Annotated in this window: 14 protein-coding genes; 4 read left to right on the forward strand and 10 right to left on the reverse strand. The window is 55.6% G+C overall.

Translation table 11 applies throughout. From position 1 onward, the window contains the following. Window positions 1-138: 138 nt before the first annotated feature. Window positions 139-285, reverse strand: a complete 147-nt coding sequence (locus V6D20_19230) for a hypothetical protein (GenBank protein HEY9817915.1) — start codon at window positions 283-285, stop codon at window positions 139-141. Window positions 286-361: 76 nt separating this feature from the next. On the opposite strand from V6D20_19230, the gene V6D20_19235 reads away from it, so the two are divergent. Beyond that, a complete protein-coding gene (locus tag V6D20_19235; GenBank protein ID HEY9817916.1) occupies window positions 362-1,807 on the forward strand; it encodes a glycoside hydrolase family 13 protein in 1,446 nt (481 codons plus the stop codon). A 108-nt stretch (window positions 1,808-1,915) separates the two neighbouring features. Here V6D20_19235 and V6D20_19240 read toward each other — a convergent pair whose 3' ends face one another. Then, window positions 1,916-2,167, reverse strand: a complete 252-nt coding sequence (locus V6D20_19240; protein ID HEY9817917.1) for a Calvin cycle protein CP12 — start codon at window positions 2,165-2,167, stop codon at window positions 1,916-1,918. 199 nt (window positions 2,168-2,366) lie between these two features. Here V6D20_19240 and V6D20_19245 point away from each other — a divergent pair, with 199 nt between their 5' ends. Further along, window positions 2,367-5,135 (forward strand): UPF0182 family protein, encoded by a 2,769-nt coding sequence (locus V6D20_19245; protein HEY9817918.1) that lies wholly within the window; start codon window positions 2,367-2,369, stop codon window positions 5,133-5,135. Here the strand turns inward: V6D20_19245 and V6D20_19250 are convergent, their stop codons facing one another. From V6D20_19250 to V6D20_19275, 6 genes are all read right to left on the reverse strand, one after another. Next, the gene (locus V6D20_19250) at window positions 5,136-5,618 is read right to left on the reverse strand and encodes a plastocyanin/azurin family copper-binding protein (GenBank protein ID HEY9817919.1); all 483 of its coding nucleotides are present in this window, start codon (window positions 5,616-5,618) and stop codon (window positions 5,136-5,138) included. A 171-nt stretch (window positions 5,619-5,789) separates the two neighbouring features. Next, a complete protein-coding gene (locus tag V6D20_19255) occupies window positions 5,790-6,572 on the reverse strand; it encodes an ABC transporter ATP-binding protein (protein ID HEY9817920.1) in 783 nt (260 codons plus the stop codon). Between the two features lie 4 nt (window positions 6,573-6,576). After that, entirely contained in the window at window positions 6,577-7,380 is an 804-nt protein-coding gene (gene cbiQ / locus V6D20_19260; GenBank protein ID HEY9817921.1) for a cobalt ECF transporter T component CbiQ, read from the reverse strand. After that, window positions 7,377-8,030 carry a cobalt transporter CbiM gene (gene cbiM, locus V6D20_19265; GenBank protein HEY9817922.1) on the reverse strand — a complete coding sequence of 218 codons (654 nt, stop codon included), beginning with the start codon at window positions 8,028-8,030 and terminating at the stop codon, window positions 7,377-7,379. The genes cbiQ and cbiM overlap by 4 nt, the downstream gene beginning before the upstream one ends. 37 nt (window positions 8,031-8,067) lie before the next feature. Beyond that, entirely contained in the window at window positions 8,068-8,649 is a 582-nt protein-coding gene (locus tag V6D20_19270; protein ID HEY9817923.1) for a hypothetical protein, read from the reverse strand. An 82-nt stretch (window positions 8,650-8,731) separates the two neighbouring features. Continuing rightward, on the reverse strand, window positions 8,732-9,547 hold the full coding sequence (locus V6D20_19275) for a hypothetical protein (protein ID HEY9817924.1): 816 nt from the start codon (window positions 9,545-9,547) through the stop codon (window positions 8,732-8,734). A gap of 281 nt (window positions 9,548-9,828) precedes the next feature. Between V6D20_19275 and V6D20_19280 the strand changes: the two genes are divergently transcribed. Further along, window positions 9,829-10,674: a lipopolysaccharide assembly protein LapA domain-containing protein gene (locus V6D20_19280; GenBank protein HEY9817925.1), complete on the forward strand. Its 846-nt coding sequence runs from the start codon at window positions 9,829-9,831 to the stop codon at window positions 10,672-10,674. 181 nt (window positions 10,675-10,855) lie between these two features. Here V6D20_19280 and V6D20_19285 read toward each other — a convergent pair whose 3' ends face one another. Continuing rightward, window positions 10,856-11,683, reverse strand: a complete 828-nt coding sequence (locus V6D20_19285) for a PRC-barrel domain-containing protein (protein HEY9817926.1) — start codon at window positions 11,681-11,683, stop codon at window positions 10,856-10,858. A gap of 251 nt (window positions 11,684-11,934) precedes the next feature. Then, entirely contained in the window at window positions 11,935-13,188 is a 1,254-nt protein-coding gene (locus V6D20_19290) for a DUF4912 domain-containing protein (GenBank protein HEY9817927.1), read from the reverse strand. A gap of 289 nt (window positions 13,189-13,477) precedes the next feature. Here V6D20_19290 and V6D20_19295 point away from each other — a divergent pair, with 289 nt between their 5' ends. Continuing rightward, complete coding sequence (locus V6D20_19295) at window positions 13,478-14,692, forward strand: acetate kinase (GenBank protein HEY9817928.1); 1,215 nt, start codon at window positions 13,478-13,480, stop codon at window positions 14,690-14,692. Window positions 14,693-14,901 lie beyond the last annotated feature (209 nt).

Consider the following 14,901-nt stretch of genomic DNA (forward strand, 5'->3'; position numbering starts at 1 on the left):
ACAAATGTGATCGTGGTCGGCGGAGCAACAACAATTTTTAGATTGCTCGACGATAATGATGGAGACAACAGCACCGATCATTAAGTCCTGATTCCTAGGATGTACCAGAGAGGCTTGACAACTGCCGTCTAACCCTCATTATCGAAGTTTCGCATAAATAAGATAGGTAAGATTGTGCTGCCAGATGTTTTCGATCAAAGGGAGCGATCGCTGAGCATAGGTAGAGAGCGATCGCTCCTTCATCATTGACGGGCCATGAGGTTGTCCATAGAATGCTTCAATCATGGGATCAATCTAACGAAGGCTGCAAAAAACAGGCTTGATGTGTACCATGACAGTGCAGCACCCGTCAGGAGCCTCCATGGGAATTCAGACACCAAGCTGGGTTAAGCACGCGGTTTTTTACCAGATCTTCCCCGATCGCTTTGCCCAAGGTACGCCCCCAGCCAACGCCGACCAGCCCTGGGCCACTGTCCAACCCATCCCCTACGAACCATGGGTGGCAGAACCAACGCTTCAGGGCTATAAGGGCGGCAACCTCTGGGGTGTGATTGAAAAACTCGACTATCTTCAAGATCTGGGCATTAACGCCCTCTACTTCACGCCCATTTTCCAATCTGCCAGCAATCATCGCTACCACACCCACGACTACTACCAAGTCGATCCAATTTTGGGGGGCAATACCGCCTTTCATGCGTTGCTCCAAGCGTCCCACCAGCGAGGGATGAAGGTGGTGTTAGACGGTGTGTTTAACCATGCCAGCCGTGGCTTTTATTTTTTCAACGATATTTTAGAGAATGGCCCCTATTCGCCTTGGGTCGATTGGTTCAAAATCGAAGCCTGGCCCCTCTCCGCCTACGATGGTTCTTTGCCTGCCAACTATCGAGGCTGGGTCGGCAATCGTGCACTGCCCGAATTCAACCATGATCATCCTGCGGTGCGGGAATATATCATGCAGATTGGAGAACATTGGATCCGCCAAGGCATTGATGGTTGGCGGTTAGATGTGCCCTTTGAAGTGAAAGCAGCAGGATTTTGGCAAGAGTTTCGCGATCGCATCAAGGCGCTTAATTCCGAGGCCTATATTGTGGGCGAAGTGTGGACGGATTCTCGCCATTGGCTGGATGGCACCCAGTTTGATGGGGTGATGAACTATTTGTTTACCGGGCCAACTATTGCCTTTACGGCTGGCGATCGCGTCATCCGAGAGCATGTGGAAGCACCGGCCTATGAACCCTACCCGGCCCTCGATGCCCCCGCCTATGCCGCAAAGATGCAGGATCTGTTGGAACTCTACGATTGGGAGATTCAGCTCACCCAGTTGAATAGCTTGGCTAGCCATGACACGGCGCGCTTGATGACCATTGCGGGGTGCGATCGCCCCAGCATTGAGCTGGCCACTCTGCTGCAGTTTACGTTCCCCGGTGCGCCCTGCATCTACTATGGCGATGAAGTGGGTCTGCCCGGCGGCTTTGATCCAGACTCGCGGCGCAGTTTTCCTGACCCCGCCGATTGGGATCAGGGCTTGCTCGACTGCCACCGCGCCCTGATTGCCCTGCGCCATCAGTATGAAGCGCTGCGGGTGGGCACCTACCGATCGCTCTATAGCCATGACCTGCTGTATGTGTTTGAGCGATCGCTGCCCGAGCAACAGGTGTGGGTGGCGGTGAATGCTTCGGATGGGGTTCAGTCCCTACCCCTTTCCAAGCTAGGATCACCGGCTCTTAGTCAAGTTGTCTACGGCAGCGGCACCTTGGAAGCTGATACGCTCACCCTGCCGCCTCGTTCCGGCATCGTGTTGACCTAGATCGAAAAAGCCCACCCCCCTCCCCGGAGGGAGGATTAAGCTGATGGATGAGCGTCAGGGGTGGGACAGTTCGTTAGGGAGATGAGATCAGCGTCCGTTGTCTAGCCTCTACACGTCGTAGAGACGAGACTCTAGGGCCTCGGGATAGTCATCGCAATATTGCTCAAAGTGGCTCTTGGTTGGATGATCGTGGCGCTGGTGCGAAAGTTCTGCTTGGAGTTCTTCAACCACATCCCAGGCGGCAGCGCAGGCCTTGGGATCGTTACCTTGCTTAGAAATGGCGCGGGCTTGAGCGATCGCTGCCTGAAGTTCTTGCTCAACCTTAGCCCAGTCAAATACGTGGTTTGCAACAGTAGACATGAGGCGTTGCCTCCTGGTCATGGATAAGAATCAATCAACAACTGATGTTGCGAGAGCTGTCTCTTGATCGGTACATATCTACTGTAACTCCGTTAAGCAACGTGAGAGAAGGCGGAAAACCCGTAGATTCCGAGAGATAATAGCCCTAGACGGATCAAAGCCGCCTATTGTCTACCTTTGAGACATTGTTGAAAAAAGCATGAAATATTCATCAGTTTCAAACCTGATTGTCATTGCGCTGTTTCTTGGATTTATCAGCGCCTCCAGCCTCGTGCATGTGCTTACCGAATCATGGTGGTTTGAAGCTGTAGGATTTTCTCAGGTTTTTTGGACGAGGCTCACCTGGCAGGTCGGTCTTTGGTTTGGGCTGTTGGGGCTCTACCTGGTGGTGCTCTTGGGCAACTATTTCTGGGCGATGCACCTCACCCGCCATCGCATTTTTCGGGTCTTGGTGGAAAGTGGGCGCTGGAATCCTCGCAGTGAAGCGTTGCCCAATGTGGTGGCGATCGCCCTAGCCCTATTTCTGGCCTTCACCGCCGCCACCACCAGCGGCAGCGCCTGGGAAACGGTGCTGCAATACCTGAATCCTTCCAGCTTTGCCGTCCAAGATCCTATCTATCAACAGGATGTGGGGTTTTACCTCTTTCGTCTGCCGTTGTACCAATGGCTGCAGCAGGTGGTGCTTTCTCTAGGGCTGTGGAGTTTGGTGCTCGCGGTGGCGGTCTATAGCCTCAAGGGTGAGTTGAGTATCGGCCGGGGCTGGCAACATCTGGTCACCGGCGGTGCCAAAATTCACCTGAGTCTGCTGCTGGCAGCGATCGCCTTGGCGGTGGCAGCGGGCTTTTGGCTAGAGCGCTACGAGCTGCTCTATTCCGCCGATGGCGTTGTTTATGGGGCAGGCTTTACCGATATCCATGCGCGGCTCTCGGCCTATTGGTTTATGGGCATCAGCACCTTGGTTTTAGCGGCGTTGTTCATTGGTTCCCTTTGGCAGCGCAGCGTCGCGTTGCCGGTGTTTGGCATGGGTGTCTATGTGCTTGCCTTGGTCTTAGTCAGCGGTCTATACCCCTGGTTCCAGCAGGAGTTTATCGTAAAGCCGAATGAACTGACGAAGGAAGCGCCTTACATTGCCCATAGCATTGACTTAACCCGCAAGGCTTACAACCTAGAAACGGTGGAGCGGCAAGACTATCCGGTGAAAAATCAACTGGATCAAGCGGCGATCGCCGCTAAGCAATCCACCCTGCAAAATATTCGCCTTTGGGACTATCGCCCGCTGCTGTCTACCTACCAGCAACTCCAGGAAATTCGTCTATACTACCGCTTCAGCGACGTCGATGTGGATCGCTACACCCTCGATGACGACTACCAGCAGGTGATGCTGGCTGCACGGGAGCTGGACTATAGCCGCGTGCCCACGGAGGCCAAAACCTGGGTGAACCAGCGGCTGAAGTATACCCATGGGTTTGGGGCGGTGATGAGTCCGGTGAACCGCGTTACCCGCAATGGCCTACCCGAATTTCTCATTCAAGATATTCCACCGGTCTCCAACACCAGCCTAGAGATTACCCAGCCCCGGCTGTACTACGGCGAAACAACCGATAGCTACATTTTCACCGGCACCAGCACCGATGAATTTGACTATCCCCGCAGCGAGGAGAATGCGGCCAATCGCTACGATGGTTTGGGAGGCGTGCCCATGCCCACCTGGTTCCACCGCCTAGCCTATGCCCTGGATTTGGGCAACTTCACGGTGTTGATTTCCAACTACTTCACCCCCGAGTCGCGCATTCTCTACCATCGCCCGATCCTAGAACGGGTGCGGCAGATTGCGCCGTTCCTGCGCTACGACAGTGATCCCTATATCAGCGTTGTGGATGGACGGCTGCAGTGGATTATCGATGCCTATACCGTCAGCGATCGCTTCCCCTATTCGGCACCGGTGACTCGCAGTCCAGATTTTAACCAGTCGTTTCAAGGCAGCACTATTGGCCAGGTGCTCCAAGCTAATACCAACTACATTCGCAACTCGGTGAAAGTGGTGGTTGATGCCTATGATGGCGTGCCCCAGTTTTACGTGGTGGACGATCAAGATCCGCTGCTGAATACCTATCGCCAGATTTTCCCGAACCTGTTTCGCGATCGCGACCAAATTCCCGAAACGCTGCAGGCCCATTTCCGCTACCCGGTGGATCTCTTCAAGATTCAGTCGCAGATGTATGCGGTGTACCACATGAGCAACCCGGAGGAGTTTTATAACCGGGAAGATGTGTGGCGTTTTCCCTTGGAGATCTATGAAGGTCGCCAGGAGGTGATGGAGCCGTACTACGTGATCATGGATTTACCAGGGGGCGATCGCCCTGAATTTACCCTGATCCTGCCGTTTACGCCCGCCAACCGCGACAACATGATTGCCTGGATGGCAGCGCGCTCCGATGGCAGCAACTACGGCAAGCTGCTGCTCTACGAATTTCCTAAGCAGGAGTTAATCTACGGGCCTCGACAAATTGAAGCCCGGATTGACCAAGATCCCGAGATTTCACAGCAGCTCACCCTCTGGAGCCAGGAAGGTTCACGGGTGATTCGTGGCGACTTGCTGGTGATTCCTATTCAGCAATCGTTGCTCTATGTGGAGCCAGTGTATCTCCGGGCTGAGCAAGGCGAATTGCCGGAACTGCGGCGGGTGATCATTTCCTATGGCGATCGCACCGTTATGGAACCCTCCTTAGACGAAGCGATCGCCGCCATCTTCGGCAGTCCTGACCCGTCGGCTCCTCGGGAGCCTGGAGTAGCAACGGGCATCCCCGTACCGCCTGCCTTGGTGGAGGATGCCCTCACGGCCTACCAAAATGCTCAGAATGCTTTGCAGCAGGGCGATTGGGCTAGCTACGGTCGCTATCAACAGGAGTTAGGAGATTTGCTAGAACGCCTAAATCAGCCCAGTGACGAACCGGTGCCTACGCCATAACTACTCCGTAACGGTTAGGCGTCCGACCATGCCCGATTCCGTGTGCCCCGGAATCACGCAGCGTAGTTCATACTCCCCGGGCTTCATGGCGACAAAAAACCATTCTGCCTGGGTGCCGGGGCGCAGTTCTAGCTCATGGATGGCACCCTTGATTTCCACATTGCCTGCTTCCACCTTCTTTGTCCAAACGGCATCGGCGAAGTCTTTGGCGGTGAAGTAATGCTTTTCGGGGCTAGGATTATCCAACACCAGCTTGTAGAGTGTGCCGGTTTGGAAGTCTAGGTGATTGGGCACAAACTTCAGCTCATCTGCCGAGGTGCCCAGATCTATATGTACCGTGGTGGGTGCGGGAGCAGCGATCGCCCCTCCAGGCAGCAGTCCTAACCCGATGACAAGGGCCAGCAGCCAGCCCAGCAGTCGAGGCAGCGATCGCTGCAGTCTCCAACGGGGAAATCGGAACTGGGGGAAGGCTTGATAGGTCATAGCGTCACATCCTGATCGATCTGATCAATTGTTTATGCTCAGTTTATCAGGACTGGTTGACGGACAAAATTGAAGACCCTCACCCCAAACCCTTCGCCCAGAGCGGGCGAGGGGCTTTGAAAGCAAGTGAACGTTCTTGCTACCCTTGTGGGGATAGGGGATAGAGATGGGTCAACGATGGGTGAGGGAATGGGGTTTTTCTAGACCATGGCTCTCCATCCACTCCGCCTGGCCCATCACGTCAACAGCAGGGCCATCGGCTACCAATTGTCCACCGTCTATGACTAAGACGCGATCGCATACCTCTAGAATGAATTCCAGATCATGGGACGAGATCAGCATGGCCTGGGGCGATCGCTGCAGGAATTGAATCAACCTGCGCCGCGCCCGTAAATCCAGATTGGCCGACGGTTCGTCGTAGATCATCACCCGAGGCTGCATGGCCAAAATGCCCGCGATCGCCACCATGCGCTTTTCGCCCCCCGAGAGATGGTGGGGCGGCCGGTTGGCCAGAGCCGTCATGCCCGTAAGCGCTAGGGCGTGGCTCACCCGTTGCTCTACTTCTTGGTCAGACAAGCCCATATTCTGGGGGCCAAAGGCTACGTCATCCCACACCGATGAGGCGAGCAGTTGGTCATCGGGATTTTGAAATACCAGCCCAATATCAGGATGGAACTGCCCTATCTGCACCGGCTGCTCAAAGAGGCTGATCTGTCCCGTCATGGGTCGCAGCAAGCCGCAGAGCAGCATAAATAGAGTGGTTTTCCCAGCTCCGTTGGGGCCAATCACCCCGACGCGCTCACCGGGGGGCAAGGTAAAGGAGATATCCCGCAGCGTATCGGGGCAATCGGGATAGGAAAAACTCACCTGGGACACCGCGATCGCTTCATCGAACCTATTTACTGCAGTCTGCTCAGCAGCTAGGGAAACCGTGGGAGAGTTGAGACGATCCATCACGTTATGCCTTCATTCCTATCCAATATTCAGTGGCGACCAGGGCGATCGCCAGGGTTAAACTCAAGCCCGTGGCGATCGCACTCCAGGAATCTAAGCGGGGGCGATCGCGTGCAGCTAAGGGACTGCAAGCATGGCCATAGCCCCGCAGCCGCATGGCTTGATAGACCCGTTCCGACTGTTCATAGCTGCGAATTAACAGCGTTCCGGCTAAGGATGCAAACACCTGCAAATCCCGCCGCTGGGGTATTAAGGGAATCCGTCTTGTGGGTGCATAGCCAAATCCTCGCAGGCGCATGGCCTGCTTCATGCGCAGCAGTTGATCGGCAATTTCATAGAGATATCGGTAGGACAGCAGCAGCATATCGGTGAGGGTGGTAGGTAGTCCTAGCGATCGCATCGCCTTCACGGTTTGCAAAAAAGGAGCGGTGCCAAACAGCAGCAAACTGAGGGTAATGATGGACAAAAACCGTCCTACGATCAAGACCACTGCCCAGCAGCCTTCCTGCCGCAGGGTCAGCGGCCCCCATTGCCATAACACCGTTTCCCCAGACATGAGGGGCAAAACGAGAATCACCCCGAGCAAAAAAAAGCTTGGATAGCGGAGCCGCTGTAGCCAATAGATCCAAGGCAGCCGCGACAGGCCGTAGAGCAATGCCGTCAGCCCCATTACCACCGGCACAAGCCATAACGTTTCCACCATCGCCACCGCAAACATTAGTGCGCCTAGCCCGATGAGCTTATAGCGTGGCTGCCAAGCATGGATGGGCGATTGCAGGTGGGCGTATTCATCAATGTCTAGCTTCATGGTGTGCCGTGATGACCTAGAAGATCGGGCTTAACCTGATGTAAGAATAACACCAGCATGGCGGTAAAGCCGCCTTCAATCAGCATTAGCGGTATGTGGGCTAGGGTGAGACCATAAATGGCGGTTCGCTCGGCTTGGGCATCCATTGCCGCTGGAATATTGGTCATCACCAACACGAAGAAGATAAGCGCGGCCAGCCCCAACCCTAGGGCTCCGGCCAAAAAGGCAAAGATGCCTAATCGAGAGCGATCGCTTCCCCATCGCCAGAACCGCCGCAGTTGAAAGGCTTGATAAGCCACTAAGGCCGGTACGCCCATCATGACGGCATTGACGCCTAAGACCGTCATGCCACCATGACCCAAAATTACCGCTTGAAATAAGAGACCAATCAAAATGGCAGGAAAGGCGTAGTAGCCCAAAACCGTTCCTAATAAGCCATTGAGCACTAAATGCACGCTGGTCGGGGGAATGGGGATGTGGATTGAGGATGCTACAAAAAAAGCTGCCGTTAGCAGTGATGCTTTGGGCATATTGCGACTCACATCCGGATCACGCTGAATCTGCCGTAGGCAGTACCAGGTGGCTAGCCCAGTTAGCCCATAGCCACCGAGACAGACGGGAGCCGAAAGAAGACCATCAGGAAGGTGCATAGACAGGTATAAATCACGGTAAGACTAGGGCTATGCATTACGCTTCGCCTGCTGGATCTGAGACTGATGTGCGTGAGGCAAAAAAGAAAGCTGTGCCCACAAACCCCCAAATGATAGCGCCAATCATCGTCCAGCGCTGCACCGGCGATAATTGTGATGATCTAGGTTGGGGCGACATGGGCATCACAGATGGACTGAGATCCACCGGAGCTGAAGCTGCTTCTGGATTTTCCGTTGCTGTTTCAGCGCTACCGGATGGGGGCAGATTCTCGGTAACGGATGGAGGCGTTGCCATGGGAATTACAATCACCTCGCCATGCCCTGCCTGTCGCACCTGCACTTCCCAATTACCGGTTACAGCAGGATCGGGCATGAAGATAAAATTACCTTGGGAATCTGTGGTGCCGGTGATCCAAGGAGTGGTCACGTCGTCGGGCGAGAACACAGACACTTGGGCCTCAACCATGGGCTTGCCCGTGTCATAGAGGGCAGACACGGCAACAGCGGGGGCGACGGTGTAGTCTAACGCAGTGCTATGGGCCAAGGAGGGAAGGGCGATCGCGAGTCCTGACAAGGTGGCTATGGGAACTAGGAGCGTTCGCAGGGGTTTGACATGCATCGAAAGTTGCCTCAACGTAGATTGGAAAGCCAAGAGAGCGATCGCGTCACCCTCCTGGAGAGCGATTGGTATAACGGCGGTACTAGGCCATCTCTTCTAGAGCGCAATGGCCTTCACCTACGTGACCAAGACCAGCAATCGTATCCTGCAGACGGGTATAGTCATCGGGGGAAAGCTGTTCCTCCAGCATGGTCATATCCACATCAAGGGTGTCGCCTTGGGCGATCGCTGCCAGCGGTTCAAACCCGAGGGCACCGGTGTTAATAGAATCGTCCGAAGCTGCCTCGCCATCTCCAAAAATGTGATCAAAGTGGAAGGTGGCTTCCAAGTCCGCCGTGCTGCCTGCCTCTAGAATGCCCTTGCGTTCATCGCCCACAAAGTTACCGCAGACGTAGCGCATTTCTTGATCGAGGCGCAGGGTGAAGTTCACCACTTGCCCATCTTTCTCGGCGGTGCCCACCAACATCAACACATGACCGGCAGCAGGGCCGTCGGCTGCTTTTGGCATGGTCCACTCTAGGGCATTGTAGCGACCGGCTGGAGCAGACACCTCTGCCAACAGGATGGGATCGGCATCGGCTTCACCCTCTGCTAAATCTACGGTCTGCTGTTCCACCACCATCACATCTTGGTTGGGCTCTAGAGTAGTATCTACTTCTGGATCAAACGACGCGTCGGTTTGATAGGCTTTCACATTGGCCAGGTTGACATAAACGTGGTCGAACCCAATCTCCCACCCGTCCTTAGACACAAATCCTTCTCGGACAAAATCTTCCCCATTGGCGCGGACTTGGAGCAGGCCCTCCTCGGTCTCGGGCGCATCACTGACTGCAGACGTGTCTGGAGTCGTAGACGAGGGAGCATTGCTTGACGCGCAACCATAGGACACAGATACCATCACAGCTGCTGTACCCAGAGCCATCCATACTGATCGATGCATCAATAATTCTCGTAAGTTTTTAGGGGCATAGCTTGAACATGACTCATCCAAGTCATGCACAGTGTTAGTAAACCTTGCCCCTTTCTAAATTTCAATGCTGCCAGGGGGGATAGGGTCATGGGTTCGTTGCCAAGACCACCCAACCTAGATCGCTCAGGTCAGACCAGCGGAGGGTGCGAAGTGGCACTAAAAACGGTAGAGTCAAGCTGAGAACTATGCAGATGTAACGGGTAAAGTCTATGCGGCTGTTTGTCGTGCTGGCGATCGCAATCGCGTTGCTGGCAGTAGTGTTTGCGCTACAAAATACGATGGCGATAGAACTCAGCTTCTTACCCTGGCAGTTTGAAGGGCCCTTGGCGCTGTTTTTACTGATAACGCTGGCTCTAGGTATTGGGGTAGGGCTTTTGGTCTCGGTGCCAGCCGTAGTGCGGCGAAGCTGGAGTTTATCTCGCCAAACCCATCAGGTGGAGAGCCTCAACCAACAACTGCTAGATAAGGATCAAGAGCGGGAGTCCCAAATTGCTGCTGCGCGACGCGATCGCTTGGCCCTGAAAGCTGCCCACCAAAATCTACTCACCGCCTTGGCGATCGCTGATCCCCGAACGGGTTTGCTCAAGCAAGACTGGCTCTCTCCAGGCGTGCAGTATTGGCTAAAGCAGCGGGCGACGTCTACCGACAGCCCATCGTCCCTTTGCCTCTATCTGCTGGAAGGACGGGCCAGCAACCCCACCCCCATGGATCAGCAGGCTCTTTACCTGGCTATGGCCGATCGCCTCCAAAGCCAAGAGCCGGCCCATAGCTGGCTGTTTACCGATGGTACTGCTCGGTTTGCTTGCCTCACCCCCGATTTGGATGTCAAAACTGCCCACGAGTTTGGCGATCGCCTGCGCGAGGTCCTGACCCAAACCCCATTGATGATCAACAGCACCTCCACCACGGTTGAGGTGAGTATTGGTGGCGTGATTGCCCATCCCCCCGAAGGTATCAATGCCGACCAGTTCATCCAGCAGGCCCAAGCCGCCATCGACCACGCCAAGCAACGCGGCCGCAACCGAGTTCGATTAGTTGAAGCGCAGCGTGCCTGAGCATCAAGCCTGATGGACTGATGACCCATCTTTTCCCTCATCCCCCAGCCCCCTCTCCCACAAGGGGAGAAGGAGAGCAAGAAAGTTTGTGTGCTTTCAAAGCCCCTCGCCCATTCTGGGTTTGGGGTGAGGGGCTTCGAGGTTTATCCGCTAACCAGGAATCAACCTGAGACTAACAAGTCTAAACCTTCGGATCGGTTTCTGTCGAAACATCTGCCGAAGAATCTGCCGAAGAATCTGCCGAAGAATCTGCCGGAGGTTCTTCCGTGCTAGATGCTTCAGGACTGGGCTCTGAATCTGCCGCCGCTGAGGATGGGCCACCGGGAAGGCGATCGCCCAACTCGGCAACCGTTTCCTGGGCCTGGTCGGCTAGTTTTTGCCCCTGAGACTGCACCTGGGAAGCGATCGCTTGAGTGCCTTCCAGCGCCGCCTTCATATCGTCCTTCGTCCGAGACAGATCGTCTTTGAGAAATTCCTTCACCTTGGTGACCCGGTCTGCCAACCCGGCGGACACCTGCTCTGGCTCTTCGACCGCCGTCTTGTTCACAATCATGCGCTTGCTGCCCACACTGATTACCGCTGTGGGACTTAAGCGATAAACGCCATCCAGCCTGCCCCGCCAGCCGTTGGACACAAACAGGTAATCGACCACCGCGCCAGTGGCTGCATCAAATTGATAATCTACAACTGTGCCGGCCCGATTGCCGCCATCTGTCCATACCTCATGGCCAATAATCAGTTCTGTATCTGGCGGCCGCTGGGTTTCAGTCCCTGCAACGTAGCTGACCAAGACACTTTCTTGACCAATTGTCTCAATCTGCCCCCAGGCAAATTCTGTATGTTTGCGTCCCAATAGCCCAGATTTACAGCTAAGTCCGACGATTTGGTGGGTTTTATGGGCCAGCCAAACCTGATCCACTCGCCCTAGATCATCCGTTGTGTTGCTATCGATGACTAGGCGACCGAGTAGGTTACTGTGTTGGATAACCGATGGTTCTATATCAGCCATGGGAGACTCCTAATAGCGGGCGATCGCCCCCTTACGTTGTCCATATAATAACGAGTCTGTCCAGCTCTGGCCACTACAAAATATGTCTATCCCACGAGGGCGGCTGGCAATGAGTCTGGCTCGGGCGCTGCCATTCTGGGGACTAGTACTCTAGGGGAAAAAAGTAACCTGTCTAGTTGCTAAGGCGGGAAATCTTGTTTTTCCTGGAATTCCTTTTCGTTCTTCTGTCTTCGTTCTTCTATTTTGCGTTACTAGAACCATGGATCCTCCCCTAGGTCTTGCCCGTGGGTTTGATCCGTCGGCGTGGTGCGTTCAAACTCTAGGCGCATCAAGCGTTCTTGCTCACCATCGGCGGCGATCGCTCGAATTGCATAGCGAATCTGCCCATTGGGAAACGGTACCTGCCATTGAAAAGTGCCATCGGGCTGAAGGAGTTTGGGTTGACCATTCACCGCCACATGGGCGTCCGACTCGGTAGATCCATACACGATCAGTTCCGCATCGGCCACCAGCCAAAAACGACGCGATCGCTCCGGCGGCATGGAGGCGGCAAGCCCAATTCCCGATGCCCCAGATTGAATGCCCGACCATCCCATACCCGACGGGGTCGGCAGCATCCATCCCCCTCCCCCGGATAATGCGATGGAGCCGGTCATCGTCTCTAGACCGGCGGTAGCTAGGTGAAAAAGCTGTTCGTGGATCACCGGCTGGACGGCGTCGTGGTGTTGCTCAGTCAGGGAGGCTGGTGCCGGGGTCGGAGCAGCACGCAGCACGGGCGATCGCGCCAACGTAACCCACTGCCCATCGGCGGTGAGGTAGCCGATGTCGGCCACATAGTCGCGATCGCTCATCGGCAGAGGCATCCAATACTCTTGCTGACCAGCACAGTCAAACTGCTGCAGGCTATGGGGATTTTGCTGGTCTAGATCGCGATCGGTGGCGTCGTAGAGGCGCAGCGCTAGGGATCCATGGTTCTGGAATGCTGTTTGATTCTGGGGGGTTAGTTGCCAAGCGGCATGGGCCCAATGCTCCTGCTGCGTTAGGCTGAGATGACTACGCTCCGGTATGGGTGGCAGATCAGCATTGATCGTGGCGACATCTGGAACCCTTGCAACACCTGGCTTCGCCTGAACCGGGGCGATCGCTGTTCCCAGGCGTCCAGCTCGATCGGCCGCCACCACGGTGCCAATGCGTTGGGCGGCGATCGCTGCTCCCGAGGGTGGCGCATCAGGATGGGTGCGTTCTGCTACCGCCACCTGCTGTTCCCGTCGCCAGCGCCATAGTCCTAGGGCCAGCCAGCCCATGGGCATCACCGCAACAATGCCCCAAAACCACTTGGGTGATGTCTGTCCCGAGGGCGGCGGCGATGCCTGAGCCTGGGCCAGCATGGGCTGTGGCGACAGGGCCATCATCCGAGGCGACAGGTCGTTCGACAGGCCAACTAGGGCTAGGAGCAGTAGCCCATACAGGGGGGAACAGAGCAGTTGGAAACTACGGGGCATCATCGTAACATCAACCTAGGTTTGCAAACAGGCGATCGCAGTGGGTAGACTGCACCATGCATCCCATCCAGAGCGTCGATGCTGGAGCCCAAAGCTGTTGACGAACGCTTCCTGCGCGATCAACAGGCGATCAAAATGTTCGTTAGGGGGCAGAACGGCGCGGGATTATCATCTCACACTTAGGGGGATAATCCATGAGCGATCGCTTTCTCCCCGACTCTATCTGTGACTCCAATGGCTGGCGATCGCCTGCAGGAGTGGGTACAAGACCAACAACGATTTCCCAGGGCTTATGAAAATCTTGGTGCTCAATGCCGGTTCCAGCAGTCAGAAAAGCAGTCTGTATGATTTAACAGCCCCCTTGCCCCGGGATCCGCCTAAACCCCTGTGGACAGCGCAACTGGATTGGGGTCGCCAGCCTGGTCTGGTGGATCTGAAGGTGCGGGGAGCGGCTGGACTACAGCAGTGGCAACTCCAGACGTCTCCCAGTGAGGGTACCCAAGTCATGCTGGAAACTCTCTGGCAGGGTGAGCAGGCCGTTTTACCCGATGCCAGCGCGATTGATGGTGTCGGGCATCGGGTGGTGCATGGAGGGCAGGACTATAGCCAAAGTGTACGGGTGACCGAGGCGGTGAAGGCGGCGATCGCCCGTCTGATTCCCCTCGCGCCGGCCCATAATCCCGCCAATCTCAAGGGCATCACCGCGATTGAGGAGATTCTCGGAACCGATCTGCCCCAGGTTGCCGTGTTTGATACCGCCTTTCATCACCAGATGCCCGCCGCCGCCGCCACCTATCCCATTCCCTACGCCCTCACCCAGCAAGGCATGAAGCGCTACGGTTTCCACGGCATCAGTCATCGCTACTGCGCCCAGCGAGCTGCCCAACTGCTAGAACGTCCCCTAGACAGTCTGCGGTTGATCACCTGCCATCTTGGTAATGGGGCATCCCTGGCGGCGATCGCCCAGGGGCACAGCGTCGATACCACCATGGGTTTCACGCCCCTGGAAGGCTTGATGATGGGTAGTCGTTCGGGCTCGGTAGATCCTGGTCTCCTTATTCATCTCCTGCGCCAAGGCGACTATGGCGTGGATGACTTGGATCGATTGCTGAATCGCGAATCCGGCTTTTTGGGCGTTTCGGGGGTTTCGTCTGATGTGCGCGATGTGCTAGCCGCGATCGCCACCGGCAACGAGCAGGCCCAGCTTGCCCTGGATGTCTATATCCATCGCCTGCGCTACTACGTAGGCGCTATGCTCATGAGCTTGGGGGGGCTGGATGGTCTGGTGTTCACGGCGGGCATTGGGGAGCGATCGCCCGAGGTACGGGCCGCTGTTTGTGAATCTCTTGGCTTCCTCGACGTTAGGTTGGATGGCGATCGCAATCAAGACAGTCCTGCCGATGCCCTCATTTCTGCTTCAGACTCTGCCGTGCCGGTGCTGGTTATTCAAACCCAGGAAGATTGGGCGATCGCTCAAGAGTGCTGGCACTTGCTGAAGCATACCTAGGATGCCAACCCTAGACTGCCGATTCTAGGATCCTGGCACCTCAACTATCCATAAAAAAACGCGATCGCAGTCCACAGGGGAGCGATCGCGGGGAGTGGGTTCCAATTGACAATGTTGAACGCAGCGTCTCTAGGGAGCTAGAGCATTACCGCGCAGCAAGCTACCAATGGTTTTGGCGGTAATCTTCAGCTGCACCAAGGGGTTAGCCG

Source organism: Candidatus Obscuribacterales bacterium (genome assembly GCA_036703605.1).
In the GTDB taxonomy this organism is placed as follows: Bacteria; Cyanobacteriota; Cyanobacteriia; order RECH01; family RECH01; genus RECH01.